Source organism: Flavobacterium sp. LC2016-23 (assembly GCF_009674775.1).
GTDB lineage: Bacteria > Bacteroidota > Bacteroidia > Flavobacteriales > Flavobacteriaceae > Flavobacterium.
This window is the reverse complement of sequence record NZ_WKKE01000032.1, coordinates 21608-46565: the sequence shown is the minus strand read 5'-3', so window position 1 is coordinate 46565 and position 24958 is coordinate 21608. Positions and strand designations below refer to the sequence as shown.

At 40.2% G+C, this 24958-nt stretch carries 17 protein-coding genes and 1 pseudogene; 3 read left to right on the top strand and 15 right to left on the bottom strand.

Annotated elements, in window-relative coordinates; all coding sequences use genetic code 11:
• Positions 1-178: 178 nt before the first annotated feature.
• Positions 179-625, top strand: a complete 447-nt coding sequence (locus GJU43_RS21550) for a hypothetical protein (protein ID WP_154343854.1) — start codon at positions 179-181, stop codon at positions 623-625.
• A 159-nt stretch (positions 626-784) separates the two neighbouring features.
• Positions 785-1207 (top strand): hypothetical protein, encoded by a 423-nt coding sequence (locus GJU43_RS21545; protein WP_154343853.1) that lies wholly within the window; start codon positions 785-787, stop codon positions 1205-1207.
• 282 nt (positions 1208-1489) lie between these two features.
• Here GJU43_RS21545 and GJU43_RS21540 read toward each other — a convergent pair whose 3' ends face one another.
• On the bottom strand, positions 1490-3115 hold the full coding sequence (locus GJU43_RS21540) for a hypothetical protein (protein ID WP_154343851.1): 1626 nt from the start codon (positions 3113-3115) through the stop codon (positions 1490-1492).
• Positions 3116-3258: 143 nt separating this feature from the next.
• On the opposite strand from GJU43_RS21540, the gene GJU43_RS23250 reads away from it, so the two are divergent.
• Positions 3259-3303, top strand: a complete 45-nt coding sequence (locus GJU43_RS23250) for a hypothetical protein (protein WP_370455682.1) — start codon at positions 3259-3261, stop codon at positions 3301-3303.
• A 1134-nt stretch (positions 3304-4437) separates the two neighbouring features.
• Here GJU43_RS23250 and GJU43_RS23245 read toward each other — a convergent pair.
• From GJU43_RS23245 to GJU43_RS21470, 14 genes and pseudogenes are all read right to left on the bottom strand, one after another.
• Positions 4438-4764: pseudogene (locus tag GJU43_RS23245) on the bottom strand (DUF4157 domain-containing protein); the annotation flags it as partial.
• A 57-nt stretch (positions 4765-4821) separates the two neighbouring features.
• Positions 4822-6291, bottom strand: coding sequence for a membrane-targeted effector domain-containing toxin (locus GJU43_RS21530; RefSeq protein ID WP_154343849.1), 1470 nt, complete (start codon positions 6289-6291; stop codon positions 4822-4824).
• 82 nt (positions 6292-6373) lie between these two features.
• Positions 6374-7528, bottom strand: coding sequence for a DUF4157 domain-containing protein (locus GJU43_RS23120; protein WP_229655109.1), 1155 nt, complete (start codon positions 7526-7528; stop codon positions 6374-6376).
• A gap of 74 nt (positions 7529-7602) precedes the next feature.
• Positions 7603-8898, bottom strand: coding sequence for a DUF4157 domain-containing protein (locus GJU43_RS21520; RefSeq protein WP_154343847.1), 1296 nt, complete (start codon positions 8896-8898; stop codon positions 7603-7605).
• A gap of 63 nt (positions 8899-8961) precedes the next feature.
• Positions 8962-9729, bottom strand: coding sequence for a GH-E family nuclease (locus GJU43_RS21515; RefSeq protein WP_154343845.1), 768 nt, complete (start codon positions 9727-9729; stop codon positions 8962-8964).
• Between the two features lie 44 nt (positions 9730-9773).
• On the bottom strand, positions 9774-10424 hold the full coding sequence (locus tag GJU43_RS21510) for a GH25 family lysozyme (protein WP_154343843.1): 651 nt from the start codon (positions 10422-10424) through the stop codon (positions 9774-9776).
• Positions 10425-10664: 240 nt separating this feature from the next.
• The gene (locus tag GJU43_RS21505; RefSeq protein ID WP_154343841.1) at positions 10665-11222 is read right to left on the bottom strand and encodes a hypothetical protein; all 558 of its coding nucleotides are present in this window, start codon (positions 11220-11222) and stop codon (positions 10665-10667) included.
• Positions 11223-11339: 117 nt separating this feature from the next.
• A complete protein-coding gene (locus GJU43_RS21500) occupies positions 11340-12623 on the bottom strand; it encodes a hypothetical protein (protein ID WP_154343839.1) in 1284 nt (427 codons plus the stop codon).
• A 60-nt stretch (positions 12624-12683) separates the two neighbouring features.
• Positions 12684-14051 (bottom strand): ATP-binding protein, encoded by a 1368-nt coding sequence (locus GJU43_RS21495; protein ID WP_154343837.1) that lies wholly within the window; start codon positions 14049-14051, stop codon positions 12684-12686.
• The gene (locus tag GJU43_RS21490) at positions 14041-14964 is read right to left on the bottom strand and encodes a hypothetical protein (protein WP_154343835.1); all 924 of its coding nucleotides are present in this window, start codon (positions 14962-14964) and stop codon (positions 14041-14043) included. Before GJU43_RS21490 ends, GJU43_RS21495 begins: the two co-directional genes overlap by 11 nt.
• A gap of 69 nt (positions 14965-15033) precedes the next feature.
• A complete protein-coding gene (locus GJU43_RS21485) occupies positions 15034-15867 on the bottom strand; it encodes a hypothetical protein (RefSeq protein WP_154343833.1) in 834 nt (277 codons plus the stop codon).
• A gap of 24 nt (positions 15868-15891) precedes the next feature.
• Positions 15892-18393: a hypothetical protein gene (locus tag GJU43_RS21480; RefSeq protein WP_154343831.1), complete on the bottom strand. Its 2502-nt coding sequence runs from the start codon at positions 18391-18393 to the stop codon at positions 15892-15894.
• Positions 18394-18474: 81 nt separating this feature from the next.
• Complete coding sequence (locus GJU43_RS21475; RefSeq protein ID WP_154343829.1) at positions 18475-22200, bottom strand: contractile injection system tape measure protein; 3726 nt, start codon at positions 22198-22200, stop codon at positions 18475-18477.
• Complete coding sequence (locus tag GJU43_RS21470; protein WP_154343827.1) at positions 22187-24958, bottom strand: hypothetical protein; 2772 nt, start codon at positions 24956-24958, stop codon at positions 22187-22189. The genes GJU43_RS21475 and GJU43_RS21470 overlap by 14 nt, the downstream gene beginning before the upstream one ends.

Here is a 24958-nt window from a genome sequence, read left to right as displayed (position 1 = left end):
AACTGGATCAAGTAAATAAGTTTAAATCTCAAAAAAACTATTAGACAATCATCTGGTCGCAATACTAAAAGGATAACCAAAAAATCATGGTCAAATTTTAATCATTAGGATCGAAATGTGCCATGATTTTATAACATTATTTCTACAGTTATAAATCAGTTCCCAACACTTATTAAATATGAAAGCTAAAATCTTACTACCGCTACTAGCCGCTTTTTTCTTAAGCTGTAACACTTATGAAAAATTAGGTGATTTTAAATACAGAACAACTGTTAAAAGAGTCTTTATTGACGATTTTGGAGGTTTAATTATTTCTATAAAAACCTATTACAGCCCTAAAAAAGATACATTCTTGTTTGGACATGCGATTAAAACCCAAAAACTTGATTTTGAAACTGAAAAAGATACTATTTACAGCATTGGAAAGTTTACGTATGATCCTGCGAACAAGACAATAACTTCTACGGAAATTTTTACAAACGGATATGAACGTTATAAATACCTGGATTCAATTGTCAGGATACTGATTCAGGAACAAGACGGCAGTATATATTTAAAAAATTATATTGAATATAAAGATGGGGTAGGTATAGATTATAAAAAAGAAACTGGATCAAGTAAATAAGTTTAAATCTCAAAAAAACTATTAGACAATCATCTGGTCGCAATACTAAAAGGATAACCAAAAAATCATGGTCAAATTTTAATCATTAGGATCGAAATGTGCCATGATTTTATAACATTATTTCTACAGTTATAAATCAGTTCCCAACACTTATTAAATATGAAAGCTAAAATCTTTATACCGTTACTAACTGTTTTTTTCTTAAGCTGTAACTCTTATGAAAAAATAGGTGATTTTAAATACAGAACAACTGTTAAAAGAGTCTTTATTGACGATTTTGGTGGTTTAATAGAGTCTATAAAAACCTATTACAGTCCTACAAAAGATACATTGTTGTTTGGACATATAATTAAAACTCAAAAACTTGATTTTGAAACAGAAAAGGATACCAACTATATCGATGAAAAGTTTAGGTATGATCCTGTAAACAAAACGATAACTTCTACTGAAATTTATAAAAACGGATATGAACGTTTTTTAAAGATCGATTCTCTCGTCAGGATACTGGTTCAGAAAAAAGACGGGAGTATCTTTCTAAAAGAATATATTGAATATAAAGATGGGGTAGGAACAAGTAAATAATTTTCAATCACCGTTCTCCGAAGTGTTCATTATGAAAAGCTGGCAAATGTCTATTTTAATTTTGCGCAATTTTTTTGTTTCTTATAAATTATAAATGTATCAAAAGTCTCCTGAATTTTATAGAAACATAGTGTCATTCCGAGGTACGAGGAATCACATCAAGTATTCGCCAACAGTATGTGCTCAGCAGATGTGATTCCTCGTACCTCGGAATGACAAATAGGTGAGGTAAAGCTCGCGACAGCAGGAATAAAAAACCTTTGGTTCAGACCAAATAGATTTTTATAATTTCGCATTGGCAATTAAGGTATTCAGTTTACCTTCTAATGCAGTTAACCCGTCAGAAGAATCAACATTCATTTGGCTTAAAATGGTGTAGAAATCCGATGTATGAACAGAACGGTTGGAAGATTTTTCTGCAGCAACGGTAATGGCAATTTTTCTGACCTCCTCGAATTGTTTTTTCATTCCTAATCCCTTATTATTTATAGTGGTAACTTTTTCCATGATTTTTTTCACACCCGATGGTTTACTGCCATATTTTGTATGTTCGTTCCAATTGGCGTCAGCGATGCGTTTAATAAGTTCAAGGTTCTTTTTCCTGCCGGGTGTTAAGTTATAGGTAAGAGTATCCCACTTCGTTAAGTCATCAGCCATAGCTTTTCTGTCCAGTGCTGGTGAAGCAGCATCCAGCCCGCCCATGGCGCCATGAGCGATCCTTTCGGGTAATTTCATTTGATCTGTAAGTGCTTTGTCACTGTGTTGATCGATACTGATATTATGCATTTCTTCTTCGTCTGTAAGCTGATTTAGAATGGGTTCACCTCTGTATTTATCAGCAGAAACTCCTGCCATTCCCTTTAATTTATTGACTACATGACCCAGTTCATGATGGTTAGCCGCAAACATAGGAGAGGTAAAAGCCTGTATGTCTTTTGTAGCGGTATGCCCGTAGTAAATGGGAAGTAAGGTCTGGCTTCTTTCCATATTCACTGTGGCATCACCAATTTCTGCCCTTCTGGGGTTTGCTGTTCTTGCATACCCGCCTGTTGCCTTTGCTTTTATAAATTCACTCAGATTGTTATGATGTTGTGCAAGCAAGTGGGCATCTGCCTCTTTATCCCGGCGTTCTGTTTTTTCTCCCAGTGGATTATCTCTTTCCGGATTCTGCAATCCGGCACTGGGACCAATGAGAAGTTGATTGATTTCGATATTCCGGTCTCCTAAAAGCTGCATTAATTCTGTAAAACGACCCTCACCGGCTGCAAATTTCATTCCCTGAAGCACATAAGAAAGGAATATTTTTTTGTATTTAGCATCCACACCATCACCCAGTGGCGTCTGATTAATGAGTCGGTTAAAGAGAGGTTTTAAAACTGCCGAATCTTTTTGCAAGACTGTATCCAGAAATGTTTTTCTAACGGCTTCATCAGCACTATCAACGTATTCCTGAACCAGATCAGCCTGAATATTGGTTTGGGCATAACAAGCATCTCTTATCGAAGTTAGTTTCGAACTAACCGCATGAAAGGTTGCCGGAGAATCGTGTTCACTAAAATCCTGCAGTAATTTATTTGCTTTTATGATCAATTGTCTTTCCTCTTCATGCGCTGCTAAAAACTGACCGCCTTTGGCTGCCACGTTTTGTGCATTTAAAACCCTTTGTACGACCTGGCGAAAATTAAGGGTTGCTTTTGGCTGAATTGTTTTTTGCCGGCTAAGCATTTTTGCCCCCATCACGTTGGCCTGGGGATCCGGCAGGCCGGTGTTGTTTGCTTTTCTTTGCACAAGAGAAGTAGGGCGGTTGTCCTCGAGTACTATTGCCTTATTCTGAACGGTTTTCTTATTCAGACTATCTGAAACAGATTGCGTTTGGCTTCTGTTAGTTTTATCTTGAGAATGTTCCATACTAATTTCAATTTGTGATGTGCTTTTTATCAACTATTTAATAAGGCTAGAGCAATTTCTCTAATAACACTGGATTTTTCTAACAGGACTAAAGAGTCCTCATCTTCAGAATCAGTATCATCAGCATCTGATTCTGGTTCGGCATCTTCTACATTTTTATCCCCCGCGGCTCCGGTAAATCTTTTTAGGGATAATAATCTGGATTCTAATATTTTGACAAGGTTTACCAGATAATCTTCTGCTGTTTCTATAGAATCTATTAATAGTTTGATCTGTGCCAGGGATGACTTAGAGATCCATCCATACCCGGTATGATCTCCAAGTAACTCGTGTTCGCCTAATTTGGTAAAATAGGCCTGACATGCCATACAGGCAACTTTTGTGCCTCCAATTTCTAATATTTTTTGTTTGGTATCACGTATACTCGCAAGTATGGCCGATTCTGCATGAATATTTTCTTTATTAGCAGGTACGTTCATCTTTTTAGAAGCGTGGGCTCTCGCAAATTTTCTGGAACTGGTTCCGGTCAGACGAAGCGGATTACGCTTATGCTCCGTTAGTAAATTTCGGATTATTTTTTGTGCTATAGTATTTTCCGTATCGCCTTTGACTACTTTTATTTTAGCCCTGAAATCTTTCTTAACCACATATCTTCCTTTTGCTTTATACCCCATGCTCCGGGCAACGTTTTCAATGCCTTTTACTCTTCTCCGAACACTTATCGGGCGAATATTAGCTTTGTAATAATCACCCAAAACCATTGCTTTTTTACCTCTGATTTTATTATTGGCATTAGAAGTATTTCCGGAAACATAAATTGATTCTGAAGCTCCCAAAGCCGTTTTTACCAAAGCGGTTTGTATTTCCGGAGTTACGTTATTCTTTTGCATTGCATTTACAAATTCTTTGACCATTGAACTGAAATTGGCTAATCTTGCTTCTTTTTTTGAAATATTCAAATGGTCTGTAGTAGGAAATCCGCCTACAAAAAAAGCCGGATTCATTGGTGTTGCAGTAGCATCAATACCAAGTTCAGCTTTTATTTTATGTATATTTGCTATTTTTTCATTTGCTTTTTCTATACGTTCGTTCATCTCCTTCATCTGTCGGTCAAATTTCTCTTTGGCGGTTTCCTTACTTCTTACATTCTGAACGACATAGGAGCTGGCGGGCTTCTTTTTAAGAACTTTTAATTGTGTATTGTGCGTGGTATTGAGAGCTTTGGCTCCCATAACATCAGCCTCTTTTTCGAGTCCTTTATCATCGTTTACATTCACTTTGTCTTTCATTTGCAAAGTTGGCTTTACCCTTCCTTGTTTTTGCTGCACCACATGCCAGGCTTCATGAGGTAAGTGTTTTTCCTCTCCGGAAGCGATATGGATGTCGGTTCCCTGTGCATAGGCATGCGCATTAAGTTGTGCAGGCTTGTCGGAGTTATAATGTACTTTTACATCATCCATACTATGTCCGGAAAGGTTTTCTATTCCGGATTTTAAGGGGTCGGGCAGTCCGGTGTTGTTGGCTTTTCTTTGCAGAATAGAGGCAGGGCGATTGTCCTGCAAGGCTGTTGCTTTATTTTGAATGGTTTTTTCACTCAGACTATTAGCAGCAATACTTTGCGTCCTGTTTGTTTTGGTGTCATAATCCATATTTTTTGCTCCATTTCATTTTGATTAGAACTATTGTATTTTATTTTTTTGGTGATTCTAGACCAAATTTCTGTTTTGCTTTACTTCTTTATCAAGAACTAATTTTTTTGAAACGGGGTCTATTTTAACTGCCGGAATCGTTAATTGCTGTGAAAGTCCGGGTAAACCTTGTGAGTAGCCTCCTTTTCCAACCTTTCTTGCCTTATGTGTATTGGAATGTTTTTCGCCTACCAATGCTACATATTTCCCTCCGTTACGCCTGTTTTTATCAGCTTCAATTGTATGTTGCGCAAAAGCATTCATAGTCATATCCCTGAGTTCATCACCTCCGGAGTCATCAGGGTCATATTGCGCATGTAAAGAGTCAATACCCACTACTTTGATTTTATTATCGTATGCTTTTTGTACTAATTTTTCTAAATTATGTAACTCATTTTTTAAATTATTGCTGAAGTCATTTGATTTTAAAAATGTTTTTAATTTTGCAGGCATAGGGGTTAAGGCCGGAGCAGCATACCATTCATCGATTATGGTTTGATATTCGGATCTTATGTGTTCCAGATATAGTGTTGTGACATTGTTTTTCTTCAAATTTGCCATTTGATTCATTAAGAATTTTTTAGAGTCTGGTGTATCATGATTTTCGCCCATAATAAATCCTTCAAATCTGTCTTTTCCCAAAAGATGGTTTACTTTGTCGTTATTTTCTTTCTTATTGAATTTTTTGGCAATAGGTTTTTGTCCAAAGGCAGCGTCAAAATGAGTATAATCCATTTCGGTTACCTTTTTTCTTGAATCGTTCAGGAGCGCCTCTTTTTTATTTTCATAGCTATCCATAAAATGGGGTGTGCCAAAACATTTTAGAATAGTTGTTTCCTGGTCGCTCCGCAAATCTTGTGGGGTCATGTTATATAAATGTGCACGGACATTTGTAAAAAGTTCCGCCAGCTGAATAAAATTGTATTTTATGTTTATGGCTTTTTTTGCGTTTTGAAATTCAAAACCTTCGTCGTCGTGAACAATATTCCGAATATCATTAAAATTCTGGATCCAATCTGGATCCAGATTGGCATTTGGTTTATGAACATGGAATATTACACCCTGATTTTCCCAAATTGCTTCTAATCGTTTTCTTTTTTGATTTTCCTTATTTCTTTTGTTTTCTTCCGCTAATGCTTTTTTGTACGTAATTCCCGAAGGCGGTGCTACTGCAGTTGTGGCAGTTGAAGTAGCTGTTGGAGTGGTAGCAGGGGTTCCAAATAAATAATTCCATGCCCCTTTAAATGCTCCAAACATTAACTGTACAGGTACAGTTGGATTATCGGTAGAGAATTGAAATTCCCTGCTGATTTTTACTCCTGATTTTGGTTGATCAGTCAATTCTGAATGGTTCGATTTTCGTTGCAGGAGAGAGGCAGGGCGATTATCTTCAAGTGTTATTGCTTTATTCTGAGTGGTATTAGTCGTTAGGCTATTAGAAACAGATTGTGTTTTGATGTTGTTTTTTATATAATTTGACTGTTCCATACGTTTTGCAATTAATTATTCTCTTTTTTTTAGTATAACCATTGGTTTCTAACAATAGGAGTGAAAATAGAGTTGTGTTATTTTAGATGTCTACCAAAAAACGGTCCCTGCCTGTACGCATTTTATACACTGCATCTTTTAGTTTTTCTGAAAATATCATAACCAAATTACTGAAGGCTTCTTCTCCCTCTTCCTTTGTCTGGATTGGAGTGTCTAATGCATCTTCATGCATAAACTTCATAAATTCCATATCTACTTCATTGTCATTTAGTGCCATTAAATGTATAATCTGACTGGCGTTTATTTTTTGTTTTCCGGCTTTACCCAATCCCCCGTAGTCTGCTTTTTCTATGTCTTTTGGCGCATCTGTTCCGTTCATGCCCTGTACCAGAAGAAAAGTACTTTTACTTACAGATTGCTCTATGAGTTGTCTTGGTGTTGTGTGACCTAAACGAATTACAACAGTACGGTTTAAGGAGTTGGAAATAAAATGATCTACATTAGCAATAAATTTATTGATCACCTCAACGGGTATTGGCCTGTTTCTCAATAAATCGAGTGACATTAGCGGATTTTCGCCTCCAATAGCGTTCAGGGGGACCGCATCGCCACCTTCGGTTCCATGTAATTTTTCATTTTCTGCGGAAGCTTTTGTATCATGATGCCTTAAACCGAATTTGTTTTCATACATAAACTTTATGTCCTCCTGGGTAAATCGTTGTACTGTTGCTGTCCCGTAGTTTTTTGTGGAGGAAAAAGACGTATTTTCCGGAGCAGAATGAGATATGCTTTTATTCTGAATGGCTTTCGCACCCATAACATCAGCCTCTTTTTCGAGTCCCTTATCATCATTCACATTCACTTTGCCTTTCATTTGTAAAGTTGGTTTTACCCTTCCTTGTTTTTGCTGTACCACATGCCAGGCTTCGTGGGGTAAGTGTTTCTCCTGTCCGGAAGCGATATGAATGTCGGTTCCCTGTGCATAGGCATGAGCCTGAAGCTGGGCAGGCTTCTCGGAGTTATAATGTACTTTGACATCATCCATACTATGGCCGGAAAGGTTTTCTATTCCGGATTTTAATTGGTCCGGCAGACCTGTGTTGTTTGCTTTTCTTTGCAGAATAGAAGCAGGGCGATTGTCCTGCAGGGCTGTTGCTTTATTCTGAATGGTTTTCTCACCCAGACTGGCTGAAGCTTGTGTTTCACTTTGGTTTGTTTTATTGTAAGCATGGTCCATATCACATTTTTTAATGGGTAAACAAAATGGTGCAGCATTTTATTTGTTTTACATAGAAAGTTTTTAAATTAAATTTATGCAATAAGAGGTGTGTTTACTGTTGGCAGCCCTTCGGGTGAAGATCGAATCGTTTTTACTGCTTTTACGCTCTGATTGGCCGACCTTAGTGTTTTTGAAGCGGCAACGCCAAGCCCTGAAACAGCTGTAACAGCCTTTTGTGCTCCTTCTCCCGCAAGAGCGCTGTGAGCATCTGTACTGCCTGCTGCCAGGCCGGCACCCACTTCAATCCAATGGAGTGCCGCTGCCATTCCGGTAAAAGCTTTATGTGCATTTGGATAATTCTCTTTATTTACAAAATCCATGAGGAAATGCATCACGGAGCGCAATGCTTTGGCAAGACCAAATACCAGTCCTGCAATATTCAAAACTGATCCGCCGCTGGCTCCCACTACTGCTGCGATAGCCTCAAACGCACGAAGTGAATCAATCAATCCTTTTTGTGTTTTACTAGGATTGTCATTTCCATGAATCGTGATTGCTCCGCGCACAATTTTTGCGACCCCAACCGCTATGGCTGCGATACCCGGAACCAGTGCGACTCCATGTGATAAGGCAAGTATGGCTATACCCGCAGACAGGGATAATATTCCTTCCAGAATTACAAATCCGCCAACCACCCGGTTCGATAAAAAATATTGCTGTACTTCGCTTGAGTTTTGAAATTGGGTTACCACAACCTGATCGCCGTTCTGATGCACACCGCTCATGGATTTTGCCTGAACGGTTCCCTGCCATTTTCCATAATCCGCCTGACTCATCACCGCGTAATTAACACCCGGCACACCTAAAGGGTCCATAGATTGAAATTGGGCCGTATGCTCTTCCTGTACTTTTTTTGGCTGAATGGTTTTGGCACTTTCCGCAGGGCGTGAAATACTGGCACGCTGAATAGCACGCTGTCCCATGCTGGTCGCTTCCTGTTCCAGCGAAGGGTCATTATTTACCGCTGTGCCGCCAATCTTTATAGTCGGTTTTACGCGCCCTTCCATTTGCTGTACCACATGGCCTAATTCATGGGGCAAATGTTTTTCCTGACCCGGTGCCAAATGAATATTTGAACCCTGTGCGTAAGCAAGCGCTTGTACGGCAGCAGGTTTGGAAGAGTTGTAATGCACTTTTACGTGATCCAGGTTTTTATTGCTCAGGCTCTCCATTCCATTTTTTAAAGCATCCGGTAAACCGGTGTTATTGCTTTTTCTTTGAACGGTAGCAGAGCGATTATCTTCCAGTTCTATTGCTTTATTGCCCTTTAAGTTTCCTGCGGAACTTGTAAGCTGTTTGGTTTCTGTTTTATGCTTTGCGTATTTCATGATACTATAAAATTACATTAGCTGTTTCTCCATCATTTAGAGTAATCCGGTCAGCAGGCTGTGTCAGGTCGTTATGCCTGCGCTGCCGGAACCCGGGTCAGGGGGTGGATCTTTGCGGAAATCTTTGTAGAAGCCTTTATTTTCATGTTCATCATCATCGGTAGCATATCCTTCTTCTTCATCCTCACTTTCATAACTGAGCTTTTTTCTTTTTTCATATTTATGGCTCTCGTTGCATTTTTTGCACAAAGCCCTTAAACGGGATGGGTCATTATGATCCTCTCTTATTTCTTCGTCACTGGCTCCTCTTGCCTTAAGGGCTCTTTCGCGCCCTGCCCACGGAGGGTAATGATCTAAGGCTAAGGCACGTTGGCTGTGTTTATTCCCCCCTTTACTGGTATAGGCAAACTTGGTTAGTTCAAGGGCTTTTTTCCCTTTTCTGATGGCAGCCAGAGGTCGTCTGCAGGCCGGGCAGGTATAAATATGGCTGTACCTCTTGTTTACGTTGGCACGTCTGTGAGCAGTTTGCCTTAAAACCCTTTCGGTAATTCGTTTCGGTATGTGGAATCTTTTTTGCTTGTTCGATCCCGGTTGAATATATTCTTCATCTTCATCTTTTTTCTTCTTCCCAAATTGAATGACGCCATTGCCGGAAGTTTTGCTTTGCAGCTGAACGATTGGCTGTGAACTATTGCCTGTTTCCTGCAGCCTTCTCTGAACAAGTGACAGCGCCCGATTATCTTTCAGTTGCACCGCAGCACTGCCACGATTGCTATTCGCAGCAGTTATTATGCTTTTATTATCTGATATTTTACCCTGATATCTTTCCATTCTTGCTTTTTTAAATTAAAAGGCTTCCTGTTTTGATTCTAATCTTAACTGTTTTGGAGGAACGCTGTAAAAGCGGCAGCATCCCCATTAAAAACATCAAAATCATTGGACTGATTATCTAAGGTATAGCTGGCGGATTTTTGCCATAAAGTCCACGGTTGGGATTTCCAGAGGGTTGGTAAAGTGAGTGTGCTATTATAATCGGCAATCCATAAATTATAGCCGGCAAAAGCAGGATTGGTCAGATACCCGTTTGCGGTATTGTTGTCTGTGTAGAGGAGCGGTTTTCTTCCTGTTTTTTGCTCCAGCAGCGTTAAGAATTGCAGTAAATTGGGCTGTATTGTCGTTTTATCAATGCCGGGATCGATGCTGGTTTCTTCAAAATCTACAATAGGAGGAAAATCAGTTTTTGAAAACGCACCGACAACTCCCAAATAATTAGCCACCTGCTTGGCAGGATCATCGTCACAATGGTAAAAATGATAAGCACCACGAACAAAACCTTTTGCCTGGATGGCCGGCCAGTTGGTTTTAAAATCCGGATCGGTATAGGTAATGCCTTCTGTGGCTTTGCAGATGATAAAAGTCAGGCTGTCAGTCTGTTTGTTGAGAGAATTGATTTCGTTTCCCTGGTATTTTGAAATATCAATTCCGAAAACGGTAAAATTATCGGCTATTGTTGGTGCTGTACTCATAAGATTTTGAATTTTGGTGGGTTAAATGCCTTTAGGCGGAATTATTGGTTTATTGTTTTTGTAATGCACTGAAACTGTTATTTGAAAAGCTAACAGATAAAAAATATAATTTGAATACATATGGGTATTCTTATCTAAATCATTGTGATCCTGAGCGAAGTCGAAGCCCTTTCTATGTAAAAAATCCTTCGACTCCGCTCAGCCTGACATCAATTTTGAATTATTGCCAACGCGTTGTTTTTAATCTTTTACTAAGGTGACATTTACAGGTCCGATTGCCCCTGAATAATCAATAGCGGAACAAAAAGGATGATGGTGAATTAATTTTTTTAAAGCCTCAAGTCTTCGGTCGTAATAGGGGAGTTCTATTTTTTTACCGGTGATGAGCGGAATGAGGTTCTCATTTTTTAAAGGATATGCTTTAAATAAAGGTTCCTGAATCTCAAAAAAAACATCCTCATGGTCCAGTATAAAATCAATATTGTATTTTTTGTTTTTTAAGGTTCGTTTATCGTCTTTTAGTGAGAGATTGATACGATCTTCGATTTTATTCAGTATCGTATCAATTGATTTTTCATGTGTTTTTACGACCAGATACAGACTCCTTGCCGTAATCAGATAGCCATTGATGATAAGATCATGGTATTTGCAGCAATGATTAAGAGCAATGGCAATGATCGTATTGGTATAATTCAGATCGAAATTGTTTTTCCAGTTTCCAATTTTAAGCGCTGTTTTATGCGTATAAAAATGCTTTTTGGAAAGTGGGACAACAGGTGTATCTTCAATATTTTTCATAATCCGGTTCTATTTTTCCTAATACTAATTTTTGTATTAACATCCTCCGTTTTTAAATTCAAAAATGACATAAAAACAGTTTGGATTTGAAACTGATCTTGTCCACACTACCCTAAATTAAACAGCTGCAGCTTTTTTAAGACTCAGCATGGCTGTAAATAAAGCTTTGGCATGTGGCCGTGCCGTTAGTGTATCAGGTGCATAGGGTTCATTGGTGTCCGGATTCCATGGGCCGACACATCCGCCTTTATTGACAGGTTTTCTGGTAGCAGGGCTCACCGGAGCAATTGCAAACAATCCGAAAGCTTCCTCGTCGTAATAGTTTCCCGGAAAATGGGGTTTAAAACTCATATCAGGTCCCGGATTCCATACTCCGGAGCTGCAGGTTAGAGCTGCATTAGGATCATTACATTGGGATCCCGGCGGATCTGCTTTCCACCATTCATCAGTCCATTCGAAATAAGTACCTCCAGCGCAGACTCCCTGACCAATGTCAGAACGATTGGCGACCATATCGTGATAATGACCTGTAATGTATGTAACCAAATTATCCATCTGCGAAGCATTCATGGGCTGAATATTTCCTGCACCATCATGCGTAGAGGCAGGAACTCCCCATTCTGTAAGCATTAAGGGACGAGGATTCGCAGTAGTCGCTGTTTTATAGGTTGAGAATAAATCATCAAACCCATTTGAATTGGTCCAGTTTCCGCGATAGGAATTATAGCCCCAAAAGAAATTACCTGCTGTCATATATTGGTTTCCCTTCGTGACACTATGCATACTATCATCCGAATTTACCAGTGTGGTCAGCTTGCCAGGAACGGCACTGCCAATGGCTGTGGCAACCTCATTCCAGTATTTAAAAAATAATGGATTTTGGATTACATCCTCTGCATTCACTTCATTTGCCATTGCAAATCCCATTAAGGCAGGATAGGCTCCCCAGGCAGAGGCCAGATTAACTAAAGCGGTTTTGAACGAAGCACGCAAATCTACATTTGCCTTGTCTGACCAGGTAAGAGGCAGAAATGCCTGCTGATTGGTTTTGGGTGGTGCGTAACCCATTAAAACATAAATAGGATTTTCGCCATTGTTCCAGCAGGCATCCAGAAAATCTTTGTGTTCGTGGTCCCAGGTTCCCGGATTTCCACCCGCTATGAGTTGCGCGGAGTCAAGGGTGTTGTAGGTTTTTAAAAGATTGACCCCGTTGGCTCTCATCAGTTCCAGATCTCTTCTCCATACCGAGCTCCAGGTATTAATGGTAAAATCTCCGTAGGGAACAAAAGCGGTACAAGCTCCCCAGGGTACAGGCGAGTAGCTCACTCCGTTGCCAAAAAAAGGCTGACCGTTAACCGTAATTTTATACTGCTCAATGGCCCAGTTTGTAGTTGCTTCCATGATATAAGTTTGTTTCGTTAAGTTGATTCTGTTAATGATTATTTGAAAAAAAACGTGTCATTAATTCATCTGTGTCACACTCAGCGTGCGGTTCTCCTTCTTAAATTCTCTTCTGATGCCTTCCAGTAAAACCTGAAAACCCACTATGGTTTCGTTTTTCTGTATCGCTTTCAGGGCGCAATACCGCAGTACATTTATGATGGCACCACCAGCGAGTTCGTATTGTTCTGCAATGTTTTCGAGATCAATAGCCGGATCGAGTTTACATTTCCCGGAGAAGGCATTTTCCCATAACAGCAGGCGTTCTTCGGGACCGGGCATTCCAAAATGAATCATCGACTGAAACCTTCTCGAAAAAGCCTCGTCCATATTTTCTTTTAGATTGGAAGCCAGTATTACGACTCCCGGAAAATCTTCAATACGTTGTAATAAATAACCCGTTTGCTGATTGGCGTGCCTGTCGTTTGAGGAGGAGGCACTGGTTCTTTTGCCAAAGAGCGCATCTGCTTCATCAAAAAACAAAATCCAGTCTTTATGCTGTGCCACATCAAATATTTTCGAAAGGTTTTTTTCGGTTTCCCCAATGTATTTGGAGACAATCATCGAGAGATCGACCCGGTATACTTCGCGATTGGTATTTTTGCCCAGTAAGGTAGCCGTAAGCGTTTTTCCTGTTCCCGGAGGTCCGTAAAAAAGCGTCCGGTATCCGGCTTTGATTTTGTTTTCAAGGCCCCATTCACTCATGAGTGTTTCACCGTGGTTCAGCCAGGCATTAATTTCCATGACCTGTTCCATGACCTGATTTTCCAGAACCAGATCCGACCAGTTCAGGTTGGTGAAAATTTGTTGTGCCGGAAACGAAACACTGTGTTCCAGCCGTGGTAAGGTACCAGTGATAAAATAATGCAGCCAGCGTTCGTTAATCGTAAGCGTCTGATTTAAAATTGGCACGTTCGATTCTGCAGCTTCCAGTACTAAAACCTGTTCTTTCGCCAATATGTTACCGGCACTTAAAACATTAAGTACTTCCACCTTTAATTCCGGATTGACGGCTGTGATTAAAAAAGACAAGGTCTGGCCCGTTGGTATAAATCCGCTGTGGTTTTTATTGATGACGCCGCCAAATTCTGTAAAACCGCGATCGTACAGGGCATTTTTACTGAAAAAAATATCCAGAATTTCCGGTTTGATCTGAGGGGCAAGTATCAGGGCAAGGCAAAGCCTTTCAAACAGATTTAAATCCCATTCAGCCAGTTTTATGTAGTACACGCTGCCTTCCGTATCTGCTCCTGCTTCGGGCATCGGAATGTCCTTCCAGTGATTTTCATGGCCTTCCTGGAGCAGATAACTGCAAATAACCTGATCGATCACTTTTTGCAGCCAGTCCATTTCACGGTCCAGCACCAGTAGGTTCGGATTAGTTTCCATAATCAGCAAATAGTTTTTCAATATCGTCTAAATTGGCGTCTGCCCATTTAAAATACAATAAAGCCGTGTTTGGATTTAATTCATTGGCTTGCAGCATATCCAGAAAATAACCCTCCGGATGCTGCATGATCCTTTGCGCATTATAATCGGCATCATTATGAAAATTTGAATCATAAAAAGTGTCCGTCCATTCACTGGAATTATTGGTTTTAGCCATAAAATCACTAACAAAAAAGGCCAGTTTATCGTCTTGCACGACCAGTTTTTTAGCTTTAAAATAAGCGGGTTTTCTTTTGGTTTCGTGATGATAGTACTCAATATCCTTAGACTGGATGGTTTTGGTGCCCGGATGTCCGAAAATATCGACCAGGCCAAAGTTTTCAGTTTCACTTGCCAGTTCCAGTTCCGCCTCTTTTTCGCCCGCAATCGCCAGTGTGGTATGCGTGGCGGTGGCGCTTTCGGTTACAATATAGATTTCGCGAAAGGAAAATAAGGTCTGTGTGAGTTTTATAATTAATTGCTGCTGAATGGCATTCCAGTTATTAATCTTTATGGACTGCGGTTCTTCGGCCTTAAAAATAAAGCTGCCCTTACTTGCAAAAGACAGTATCTGCCTGCTGAATTCAAATTGCCCTTCAATCGCTCCATGGCCATTTCCGCGGCCGGAATAAGGCTTTGAAATCCCGTCGCTAAAATTCCAGTTAGACGCATTTAAATGTACTACTGCACTCAGTTCAGCATCTTCCGGAGGCAGGATCGAATTGCGGTACAGATTGCCCAATACGATAATTTCGCCATTTTTTATCTGAAAATAATCACCTGGAAACAGACTTTGGCTGAGGGGCCTGGCCGGTATAAATCCTGCTGTTTTTAAATAACAATGTCTGTAGAATTTTTTGTAGATACGTTCCATACGACTATAAAGTAAGAGATTAAAGTCCACTGCAGCAAGGTACTGCCACAGTGGACATTTTTAGTTTTCTTAAGAGGCCAGCGCCGCAGCATTTGCCGCAGCCAGCGCCGCCTCCAGTGATTTAAGCTCAATCTGGGCTTTGTTCAGCTGCGTAGTCGCAACATTCAGTTGTCTCGTCGTTTCATCATTGGCTCTGTTGGCTTCCAGATAAGCCGCTTTTGCTTCTATATCTGCCGTGGCTAACAAGGCCAGGATGGAGTTGTTGTTTTTGAGTGTAAACGTTTCATTTACGCTCTTTTTTCCTGTCAGCGTCAGGTAAAGGGCTAAGGCCTGTTTTTGTTCCAAAGCGGTAATCGCTTCCGATTCCAGACACAAGGACTGGGCTGCAAAGATCGATTTCAGGGCATTAAGGGTAAGGGCAACGGCATTGTTGGCGTCTGTTCCGGCGGCGCTTATTTTAGTGATCAAATCATCTGAAATAAGCGGGTTTAACGCTTTTTTTCGGATCACGAGATTGGATAATTTATTAATAATTTCTACCGAGTAAATCAGCTTATTGATTAATGCCGCCATTTCTTTGGCTACTGCTCCGGTATTTTCATTGGCAGCGGTCATCTTGGAAAAGGCGATTTCGGAATTCTGCGTCAGGTCTAAGGCATTCTGAACGACCTGCTCGGCAAGCTGTTTGTTGCTTAGGGACTGGGATCTGCTGTTTTCTGCTTCTGTCAGGTAACCCTGATATTTGATGGCTTTTTGATTTAAAGACGAAACAACGGCCAGCTGCTGCTGCACGACTGCCTGTGCGTCTGTTACCTGAGAAGTTAATAAATCCAGATCTGACTTTTTCTTTTCTGTAATTCCATATCTCTTTGTTGTCGGTTTTATGAATGCTGTGGTTTCCATATTTTAGAATTTTACGGGTTAGTTTTACTGATTATTTGTTATTGAAAAATGGAACGGTTCTTCGTTTTCCCAATCGGATAAATTATTGCTGTACTGCTTTTGATTGGTTTCATTTCCTGAATAAACAGAAAGCACAACAGGAATGTACAATTTTCCGTCTATCAATGCATTACCAAAATTATCAGTTGTGGTTGGATCAATTTTGACTTCGTAGGACAATGAATTTTTAGACGATGGCAGGGCTGTGGTGTAATTGCCTGAAGAAACATTTTCCGCTAATTTCAGATTGAAGAAAAAGCCTTTTTTGTTTTTTATTTTTGGCAATTTTTCCGCTATTATTTTTTCAAAAGAAACATACAGCTCATTTAATTTTGCGGTAACGGTTACTATTTTTGAATTAACTTCTGCCTGAATCTGATTGTAATTGTTTACGATACTTTTATATTCTGCATTCAGCGCCTTGATTTTATCTTTGTCCTTAACCGGATCCAGATTTTTGATTTCTTTTTTAAAGGCGTCGTCCAGTTCCGTAATTTTCAGGTTTATGGCTTTTAGTTCTTCCTTGAATTGACTGATATCGTTTTGCGAGTACTGGATTTCTTTTTTGAGTACCGCTACTTCGATGCTTTCTTCAAAATAATCCAGTTCGTAGCTGGTAAAAAGATCTTCATTATACGATAAGAACATACATCTGTATTCGGTATGTTTATGATCGGTCTCGTCTACGGTAAAGCTGATGGCATAAGGCGACAATACAGGAAGATCCGGATTGAGATGGGCACTTTTTGGCGCTTCATTTTCTACGGTAATATCCGTTACGGCTTTTAGCGTATTTTTTAAACTAAAAGTTTCTGATGGAGCCGATAGGAAATCATCGTACGTATTGATCCCTTTTTTATAGTCATCTGTAAAGATCGTAAGAAGGAAGATCACGTACTTTTCGCCCTGTACAAGCATTTCATTATCAGTATCTACCAGATCCATAGTTTCGATTTTTTTAAATCCTTCCCTTTTGGAGCTGGCCGCCAGTTGGGCAGCAGAGGTTACTTGCTTTTGGTCATTTTCAGCCTGTGTTTCGGCAGCAGCCAGACTGGCTTTGGCATTTGCTGCATTTGAAGTGGCAATTTTTAGCGAATCGGCAGCTACTCTGGCAGCGTCAACTTCTTTTGTTTCGTTTAGTTTTGCATTTTCAAGTTTCTGCTCTAAGGTGCTTAAAGCTTTGGCCGCGTCTGCAGCAGCTTTGGCAAGATCAGCGTTTTTAGGTTCTTTTTTAGAGGCTTCTGCAGTATGTGCTGCTTTTTCTTTGGCAGCAGGTATTTCTTTGTTTAATTTGACAATTTCCTCTTTTCCTTCCAAAACAAGTACATCAGCCTCCTGTTTTTCTTTAGTGGCAGCTGCTAAAGCGGCATTGGCATCGCGCAGTTTGTCTTTGGCCTGAACGACTTTTTCTTTGGACAGCTTGGCAGTATTAAGTGCCGAAAAGTACGCATTCGAATTGTCAACCACAGCCGTAAGCGCTTTTGAAGGATCCGTTTCCGAAGTTTCAAGTAAGGGAAGAATCTGTTTGTATTGCAGCGAATTACTCATGGCTTCTTCTGCTGTTAATGCCGAGAAGGTAGATTTTTTACTGTCCTTTACCAGGAAAAGATTATAGCTTTTTACAGGGTTGTCTAACCCAAGAGAAGCCGTATTGGCTGCTTTTTCATTGCTGGTAAAGGGCGGTTTGTAATAATCAAACGAAACACTGTAAGAGCCGTCATATACTTCAGGGACGTGTACTTTCAAATTGTAGTTAAGGGTTTTGTTGTTGAGATTGTAAGCCACTTTTGCAGCCTGCAGTTCTACGGTATTCGATTCTATTGCTCCCTGCGCTTTTTTGGTCGTCACACTTGCAGAGGCTTTGGCATCATTCTGTGCTGCAACAACGGCTGCAATAGCTGTAAAATCTGCGGTTGCCACTTTTAGTAAATTGTCAACGGCAGTATCGGTCGCTTTTGCTTTGTCCGCTATGGTTGAGGAGGCTACTTCGGCAATAGAGGCAGAGGTTTCCATAGCATGCTGGGAAGCCAGTTCTGCAAGGTAAGCCGTCGTGTTCATCAGTGTATACGCTTCAAAGCTTTGCTGATAAATCTGAGTCCCATAGTCGGCAGCATTTACAATACTAAAAATACTTCCCATATCGCTTGCCAATCGTACAATTGCATTGGCAGCAATCTGAATGTTGGCGGCACTTGTGGCTACATTGGTTACCGATTGTGACGTGTAAGTGTTTTGCTGCGTGGCAGACAATAGGGTATTGGTAGAAATGTTTTTGCTTTCAGTAGCCTGTTTTTTTACCTTCTGCGACTGATCGTATTTTTTTGTTGCCGTAATAGACTTGTCGTTGGTCACTATTTCAGCACCTTCGGCATAATAAAGTGTAAACATGGAAGAATTCAATTGGGAGTCCAATTTTTTCTTATTCGATTCCTGGCTTTCTAATGAAGCCAATACACTGGAATGTAAATTTTCACTGTAGCTGTTCATAATTGTTTTTTTAGTTGATTAATTTTTATTTTCAAGGTTCGGTTTATTATGGTAATTTTTCATTTTTAAATTCATACTGGCTTAGTACGGCCAGTTCACATGAAGGGGCTTGTCCATCCAGGGGTATTTCATGATCGAAAAGGCAAACGGAGACTTGTTGATCAGGACATCGTAGGGTTTCTTGTCGACTGTCAGTTCCCAGCGGTCTTCCCTTTCAAATAAAGTGCCTTCGCGTACGAGCCAGTTGCCCCTGAAACCGCTTACGGAACATTCCCCAATAGCATCCCAGTAGGAAATGGCTGCCTGTATCAGGCCGTCTATTAAGTTTTTATGGGCTTCAGAAATTTCGATTTCATCAGGAATAGTATGCAGCAGTGATAAACCGCATAAGACCTTATTGAGCGGCAGATAGGTTTCTTCCGTTTGGGTTAATCCGGTAACCACATACTGCAAATACTGGGCAGCACTAATCTGATTTTCGATAGTGGTAAATTTGTTATCCTCGACTAATCCAAGGCGTTCAAAAAGCATCACGACATAATCATTCAGAAGTACGATTCCGGCATTTCGGACGGTAATCCCTTCCTTTATCGGTGCTTTTGGCTGTTGGGGTACTTTCAGTTTTTCCATCTTTGAAAGTGACGCTGTTTTTTGTACCGTCTGAACGATTTGTTTTTCGGTCTGTATAACTTCCCTGAAACTAAGCTGCAGGGAGGGTGGAAACTGATACAGCTGTTTTTCAATATCGGTCAGGAAGCTTTTTTTGGTAATTCCTTTTTTAGTCACCACTTCCCAGATCAGTTCGTTCCAGATTTTATCAATAGAAATGATACGCCAGTTGTCATGGGCTGCAGCTCCCAGCAGTTTTCGCAACAAAAGGCTTTGCAGGTCTTTTGCCGCAATTCCGCGGATGGTAATAGCCCCAAGGACATGGTAAAATTTCTCCAGTATTTTCAGGTACGATTCTTTGTTTTTGTCTAATTGGCTCACAGCTTCACATAAAGTACCGAAACTAATATTTCGGCTGAGCCAGTCGGTTTGTGCTTCGGAAAGGAACTCTTTTTTAATTATTTTAAAGAATATTCCGGGTGCTCCGGCTATAATTTCATTCAATATATCTTTAATCTCAATTGTTCCGGAAATCGCAAAACCCGTTGGCATTTCTCTATGGACAATGACTTGTAAACACCAGTCGTATTTTTCTTTTTCGCTTCGTTTTTGTCCGTTGAACAGCATGATTTTTCCCGAAGACTTGAATGTTTTTTCGAATATATTCCCGTCCTGAAGCAAATCATTTTCAGGAAGAGCAGCGTCGCTATTTTTTTCGAAATAAGCGCCTTCAGTGGTTGTTGTGTAAGCTGTTGTATCCATTGTTTTCGTATTGTTTTTCGACACACTTTTTGAAGAAGCAATCACTTTTTTCAAATAGACCGTAAAGGCTTTTTGCAGCATTTTTTCAAACAGCACTTCATTTCCTTTATAAGCGGTATAGTTCAGAAGGGTTTGCCAGAATAACTCATTCAGCTCAGCACGGATTTCATTTTTGGAAACGTATTGCGTTTGACTGATGATTACCACAGTCCCGTTTTCGATCCAGTTATTTTTCAGGAATATTCCGTTCTTTAAAAAATATGAAATGAGGTCCTGGCCCTGTTTTTTGTTGTGTTTTCGAAGCAAACTAAATTTCGCATCCTCAAAATGGGAAACCAATAGATTCGATAGTTCCGATTGGGCTTCCGGCGAGCTGCTCTGAATCAGCAGGGCAAGCGTAACAATATCAATGGCGCTGTTGCTTTTTAATTGATTCAGAAAGCTTCTTTTAGTCGTAATTCCAAATGATTTAACTCTTCTGGACTGCAATAGTTTAGTGATAAACTGAAAGTAATCCTTACGTTTCGTGTTGGTCACTTTTTTAGTTAATGCTATAAGAACCGTTTCCAGAAACACAGACAAATTATGTTCGGGATGCAGCAGGATTTCCTGAATGCTTAACAGCAACAAATCTTCGGTAAGAAGCTCTTCGGGAAAGTCATATTTTTCTTTTGCATTTAAAATTTCATAGACGATTTGTATCGCTTGTACCAGTTCTGTTTTTTTGTAACGGCTTTTTTTAACCAGTAACTGCAATACTTCGCGGTTCAGCACCAACGGAAGTATTTTTTTGATAAAAGCATTATTTCCATAAGACAGCATCACTTCAAAAGCCATTTTTGGATGCAGGGAAATCGTTTTAATCAGGGCATTTTGCAGGTCGGCAAAAACTTCGTTTTTAGTCGATTTTTTTTGCAGCTGCACTTCCAGTTTCGACATTAAATTCCTGAAATGCAGAGCAGGATAATTCGAATTATTACGGCCAGTTTCGCTAAAATATACCGCACTCAGCTGGTTATAAATTAAGGCTGACTGCGCAGTTTTTAAAGACTCCGGAATTTGGGCCGTGGTAAAGGCTTCCAGCAATTGTTCGGCATCGAGATGGTTCTTTTTGCTTAATTCTTTTATGCAATGCAGCAGAAAGGCCTTAGCATCGGTATTTTTATTCCGGATCATAAAAGCAATTCCAATTTGCCATAAGACGGTACTTTTTGTTTTGAGCTTCAGCGTGATGCTTAAACGGTTCAGATAAAGCAGCGTATCCCTGTTCAGTGAAGAGGAACTGGTATCGAATTTCGAAAACAGGACCTTTAAAGCCGTTTCCTCTAAATCACCAATGACTGCAGCCAGTACCTCTTCCGTATTCAAAACCCTTTTTAGAATAGTGCCGAATTTGCCGCTGTTCTGATGGTGGAGTGCCACGATCAGTTCGTTCAGATTTTCTTTTGCTGTTTTCGTTTTTCGGAGTTTCTGATCCTTCAGTAATTGCTCCAAAAGCATCCAGTAATCAATGCTTTTTTCAGCTGTGTAAGGCGATTTTTTTTGTGTTTCGTATTCCTGTGTCAGTGTTTTTAGGGAGAATATAAAATCGTTGTGCTGCGTCGTTTTATCCGACAGCTTAAGGATTGTATTTTCAATTAATAAAATAAGCTCCGGATAGGAAATATTATAATGATTCGCCATTTGCAGAATACTGCTTTTCATAAAGGCGATTTTATTAAAAAGCGTACCGCGTTCCAGCAGCAAAAAGTTCAGAATAAAGAAATAAAGGTTCTTTTTGAAACTGGCTGTGCTGGTCTGAATGATCGTTTCTTTGACCTGAAGATTCGTCATCACCGAAGAAAATTCGATAATAGAACCGCTGTTATTAGGCTCAAGTGCCGCGATTATTTTGTTGACATTTTTGGCGTCAAACTGCCATGAAATTCTTTTTCTGACTTCCTCGTGGGTCAGTCCGGTTTGTTTGATAATGGTAATAATTTCCGCTAAATTGGTCTGGAGCAGTTCGGCCATAATCTGATTTACGGAGCCTTCCTTATTTTGAAAATTCCACGGCAGATAACCTTTCAGTAAAAAAACAGTAAGGTTCTCCAGCATCGATTTTTCTTTGTTGTATACCGCAATCAGGTTTTGTTTCTGATTGTTCTGATTGATAATCAGTTCGGCGATTTTCTCGCGCAGGAGGCTGCGGATTTTAACGCCCAGATCAAATTCCAGATCGCTGTAATCACAAACGCCCAGATCCAGTTCCAGCGACTGGATTCTCCAGCTTTGTTCCGGCGGGCAAAGTTCATTGAATACGCCGGCAACCTCTCCCGGCAAAGCGATCTTGCTCCAGGTACTCAAACGTTCCTGAAGGCGGTATCCCTCTTCGCGGGTATCAAAAGTAGTGTCCCACTTTAGACTTGATACCATATGGCTGTTAATTTGTTCCATTTCTTGTGGCTAAAATTGAGGTTAAACTACCGATCAGGTTTAGGGCAGACGTAACCGGATTCAGGGTTACGGACGGCGCTGTATTGGTTCTGTATGCATCTCCCGAAGCTGTTTGCAGCGGAAGTAATTCGTCTTTGTAGCGCAGACTTTCATACCAGTACATATAATCCGGAATAAAAGTTTCTAATTCCTGAATGCTTACAAAAAGACATTCATAACTCACATTAAAAGGAAGGTTCAGGGTAAGAAACTGTTTTAATCTTTTCCTGAATTCCGGGGTTTGCAGTGACGGAATAAAGTCCGGGAACAGTAACAAGAGACTCTTCTTAAAAACTTTAGCGTCAAGGGCTATTTTTTCATTGCCGGAAGCAACTGTGATGCGGAACGAATAATTGGAATCGGCCGCTTTTATAAAATCATTCTGGCCGTCTGTGGCCCTGTTGCCTGCCGTAAACGGATATTGGGTTCCGGAAAACAGCAGGTAACCTTTTTGCAGTTGCGAATCCAGTTCGGCTTCGGTGGTGGCGTTTAAAACATAATTCAGGTTGGTAACGGTTTCAAAACTGATGTTGTCTATCGTGTAATACGCTTCATTTACCGGATTGGGTTTTATGATTTCGAGATTAAATTTCAATGGATTCAAAAGCAAAACGGTTTCCAGCAGCAGACTGCCGTGTCGGTTGGTGGTAAACCACGAAGCTTTCTGGATGGTTCTGTAAAACGTGGTATGCAATAAATTTTCAATAGGGCTCTTTTGACTGTCCAGTCGGGCCGAGATGAAATTTTTATAAATGTTTTTAAGCCCGAACAATAAATTCAGCTTGAGTTCTAATCCCGAAAAATTATTGAAATCCTGTTGGTGCAGTTTTTCCTTTGCATTGATTTGCTCTGTTTTGAATAAGAAATCGGTGGTATGTTCGTTGCTAAAACCAAATTCATTAGCACTAATTTTCGGCAGATTTACGTCCAGATTTCCATCGACTTCATTGGCTATTTTTTTCGCCCCAATATAGTTGTAGGCCTTTTGTCTGTTGTACGACAGCAGCCCAAGATTTTGCAAATAGAGACTCTTTAAGATGATCTGGTCTTTTCTTTTGTCACCGGTATAAACGGTATCCTGAATAATGGCATCGATTACCTTTGGCGCTTCACCGTGTCTGGCCAGAAGATGGTCCAGAAGATTATTTCTTCGGTCGAGGTTTGTTTTTTCCTCTTCCATGATTTTCATTAAGCCAAAAATATACGGATTGTAAGGATCCTGCTGGTAGTCGAACCAGCTTTTTTCCAATAACTCCGCCGGAGTTTCATTGCCGTAACTGTAATTAAAGGCATTATTATCCTTTAGCAAAGGCTTAATATGAGGCACGTTGTACAGGGACTGATAAAAATAGCTTGGTGCAAACGTTTTATAGGGTACCGGATATTCGAGATGTTTTTGCTCGTATTTGTCTTTTACGGCATAAAAATTTTCTTCATCGGAAGGGGCACCGCAAAGGGCATTTTTAAAAGAAAACAGTTTGGAAACATTCGCCAGTTGCGAAAACTGGTTGGCCAGTATCTGATCAAACAACGTGAGATATCCTTTGAGCTGACGCGATTGTGCCACCTGAACAGGCAGTGAAGCGTCTTCTAAAGTATCATCCCCAATTCCGTATTGCTGCGGGAAAGTATTTTGAATGGAATAATAGGTATTGATGTCCCTAAAGCTGCTTTTGGGTGCTTTTGAACTGGTCTTATTGTTGATGAAAGCGGTTGTTTCATTAAAATTATCCATCCTGATTTGTAGCGGCCCGAAAGTATCGGCCGGCAAATCTTTTCCGTTTGCATTTACGATCAGTTTTTTATTTTCAAAAGAAGCCAGTACGTCAATAACCAGTATTTCATTGATCTTGGACTGAAGCACCGGAACGGGGATCTGGTTCTGATACAGCTGCACGCCGGATACTGAGGCAACCCCGGGGGTAGACGCTATAACGGGTACTAAATCAATACCTTGTACCGTATCTTTTTTATCGGTCAGGGATTCTGTTACAATCCAGCCGTTTACCAATTTCGGTCCGTCATAGATTTCTTCGGCAGTGTATCCCTTTTCTTTTAGAGTATCGTAACCCGCCTGCGTTATTTTTGAAAATACATACGAGCGGATATTGTTTTGCAATTCCAGTAAAACAGTATACGGATCCGTATCTTTTTCAAGCACTATTTTAGTGTCCATCCAGCAGGCTACCGGAAGTAAAGCCATTGGCATATTGAAAAGCTCGCCTAAATTGCGGCTTTGATTCAGCAGGTAAAAGGCCGATTTACAAAGACCTGAAATTTGAATTTCGTCCGTAATCTCTGGATTTAGATAGAGATAAACCTGGTAGACTTTGTTAAAAGGAAAAACATTAGTGTTATAGCAAACGATGGTTACGTTGTCTGCCTCTGCTATGCCATCAATCAGGTATTTTTTATAATCATCGATTGTGTAGGGGGCTGTAGTCAGGATTTCGGAAGGGTCATAAAACTGGTTTTCCATTTCCATTTTTCCATTAGCATCAGTCAGGATATCCGCGATGCTAAAATCGGTACAATAGCCCAATTCGGTCAGCGCATAGCAAAACTGGTCCAAAATGGTCATTCCGGGATCACTCGGATTAAAGTTGGTCCATTCACTTCCGATGTGTTTTTGCACATAATCAATCGCCTCTCCCTTCAGGAAAGTAAAATCCTGGGAAGCAGGAAGCTGTTTTTTGGTGATATGATTAGCGGTATCCAT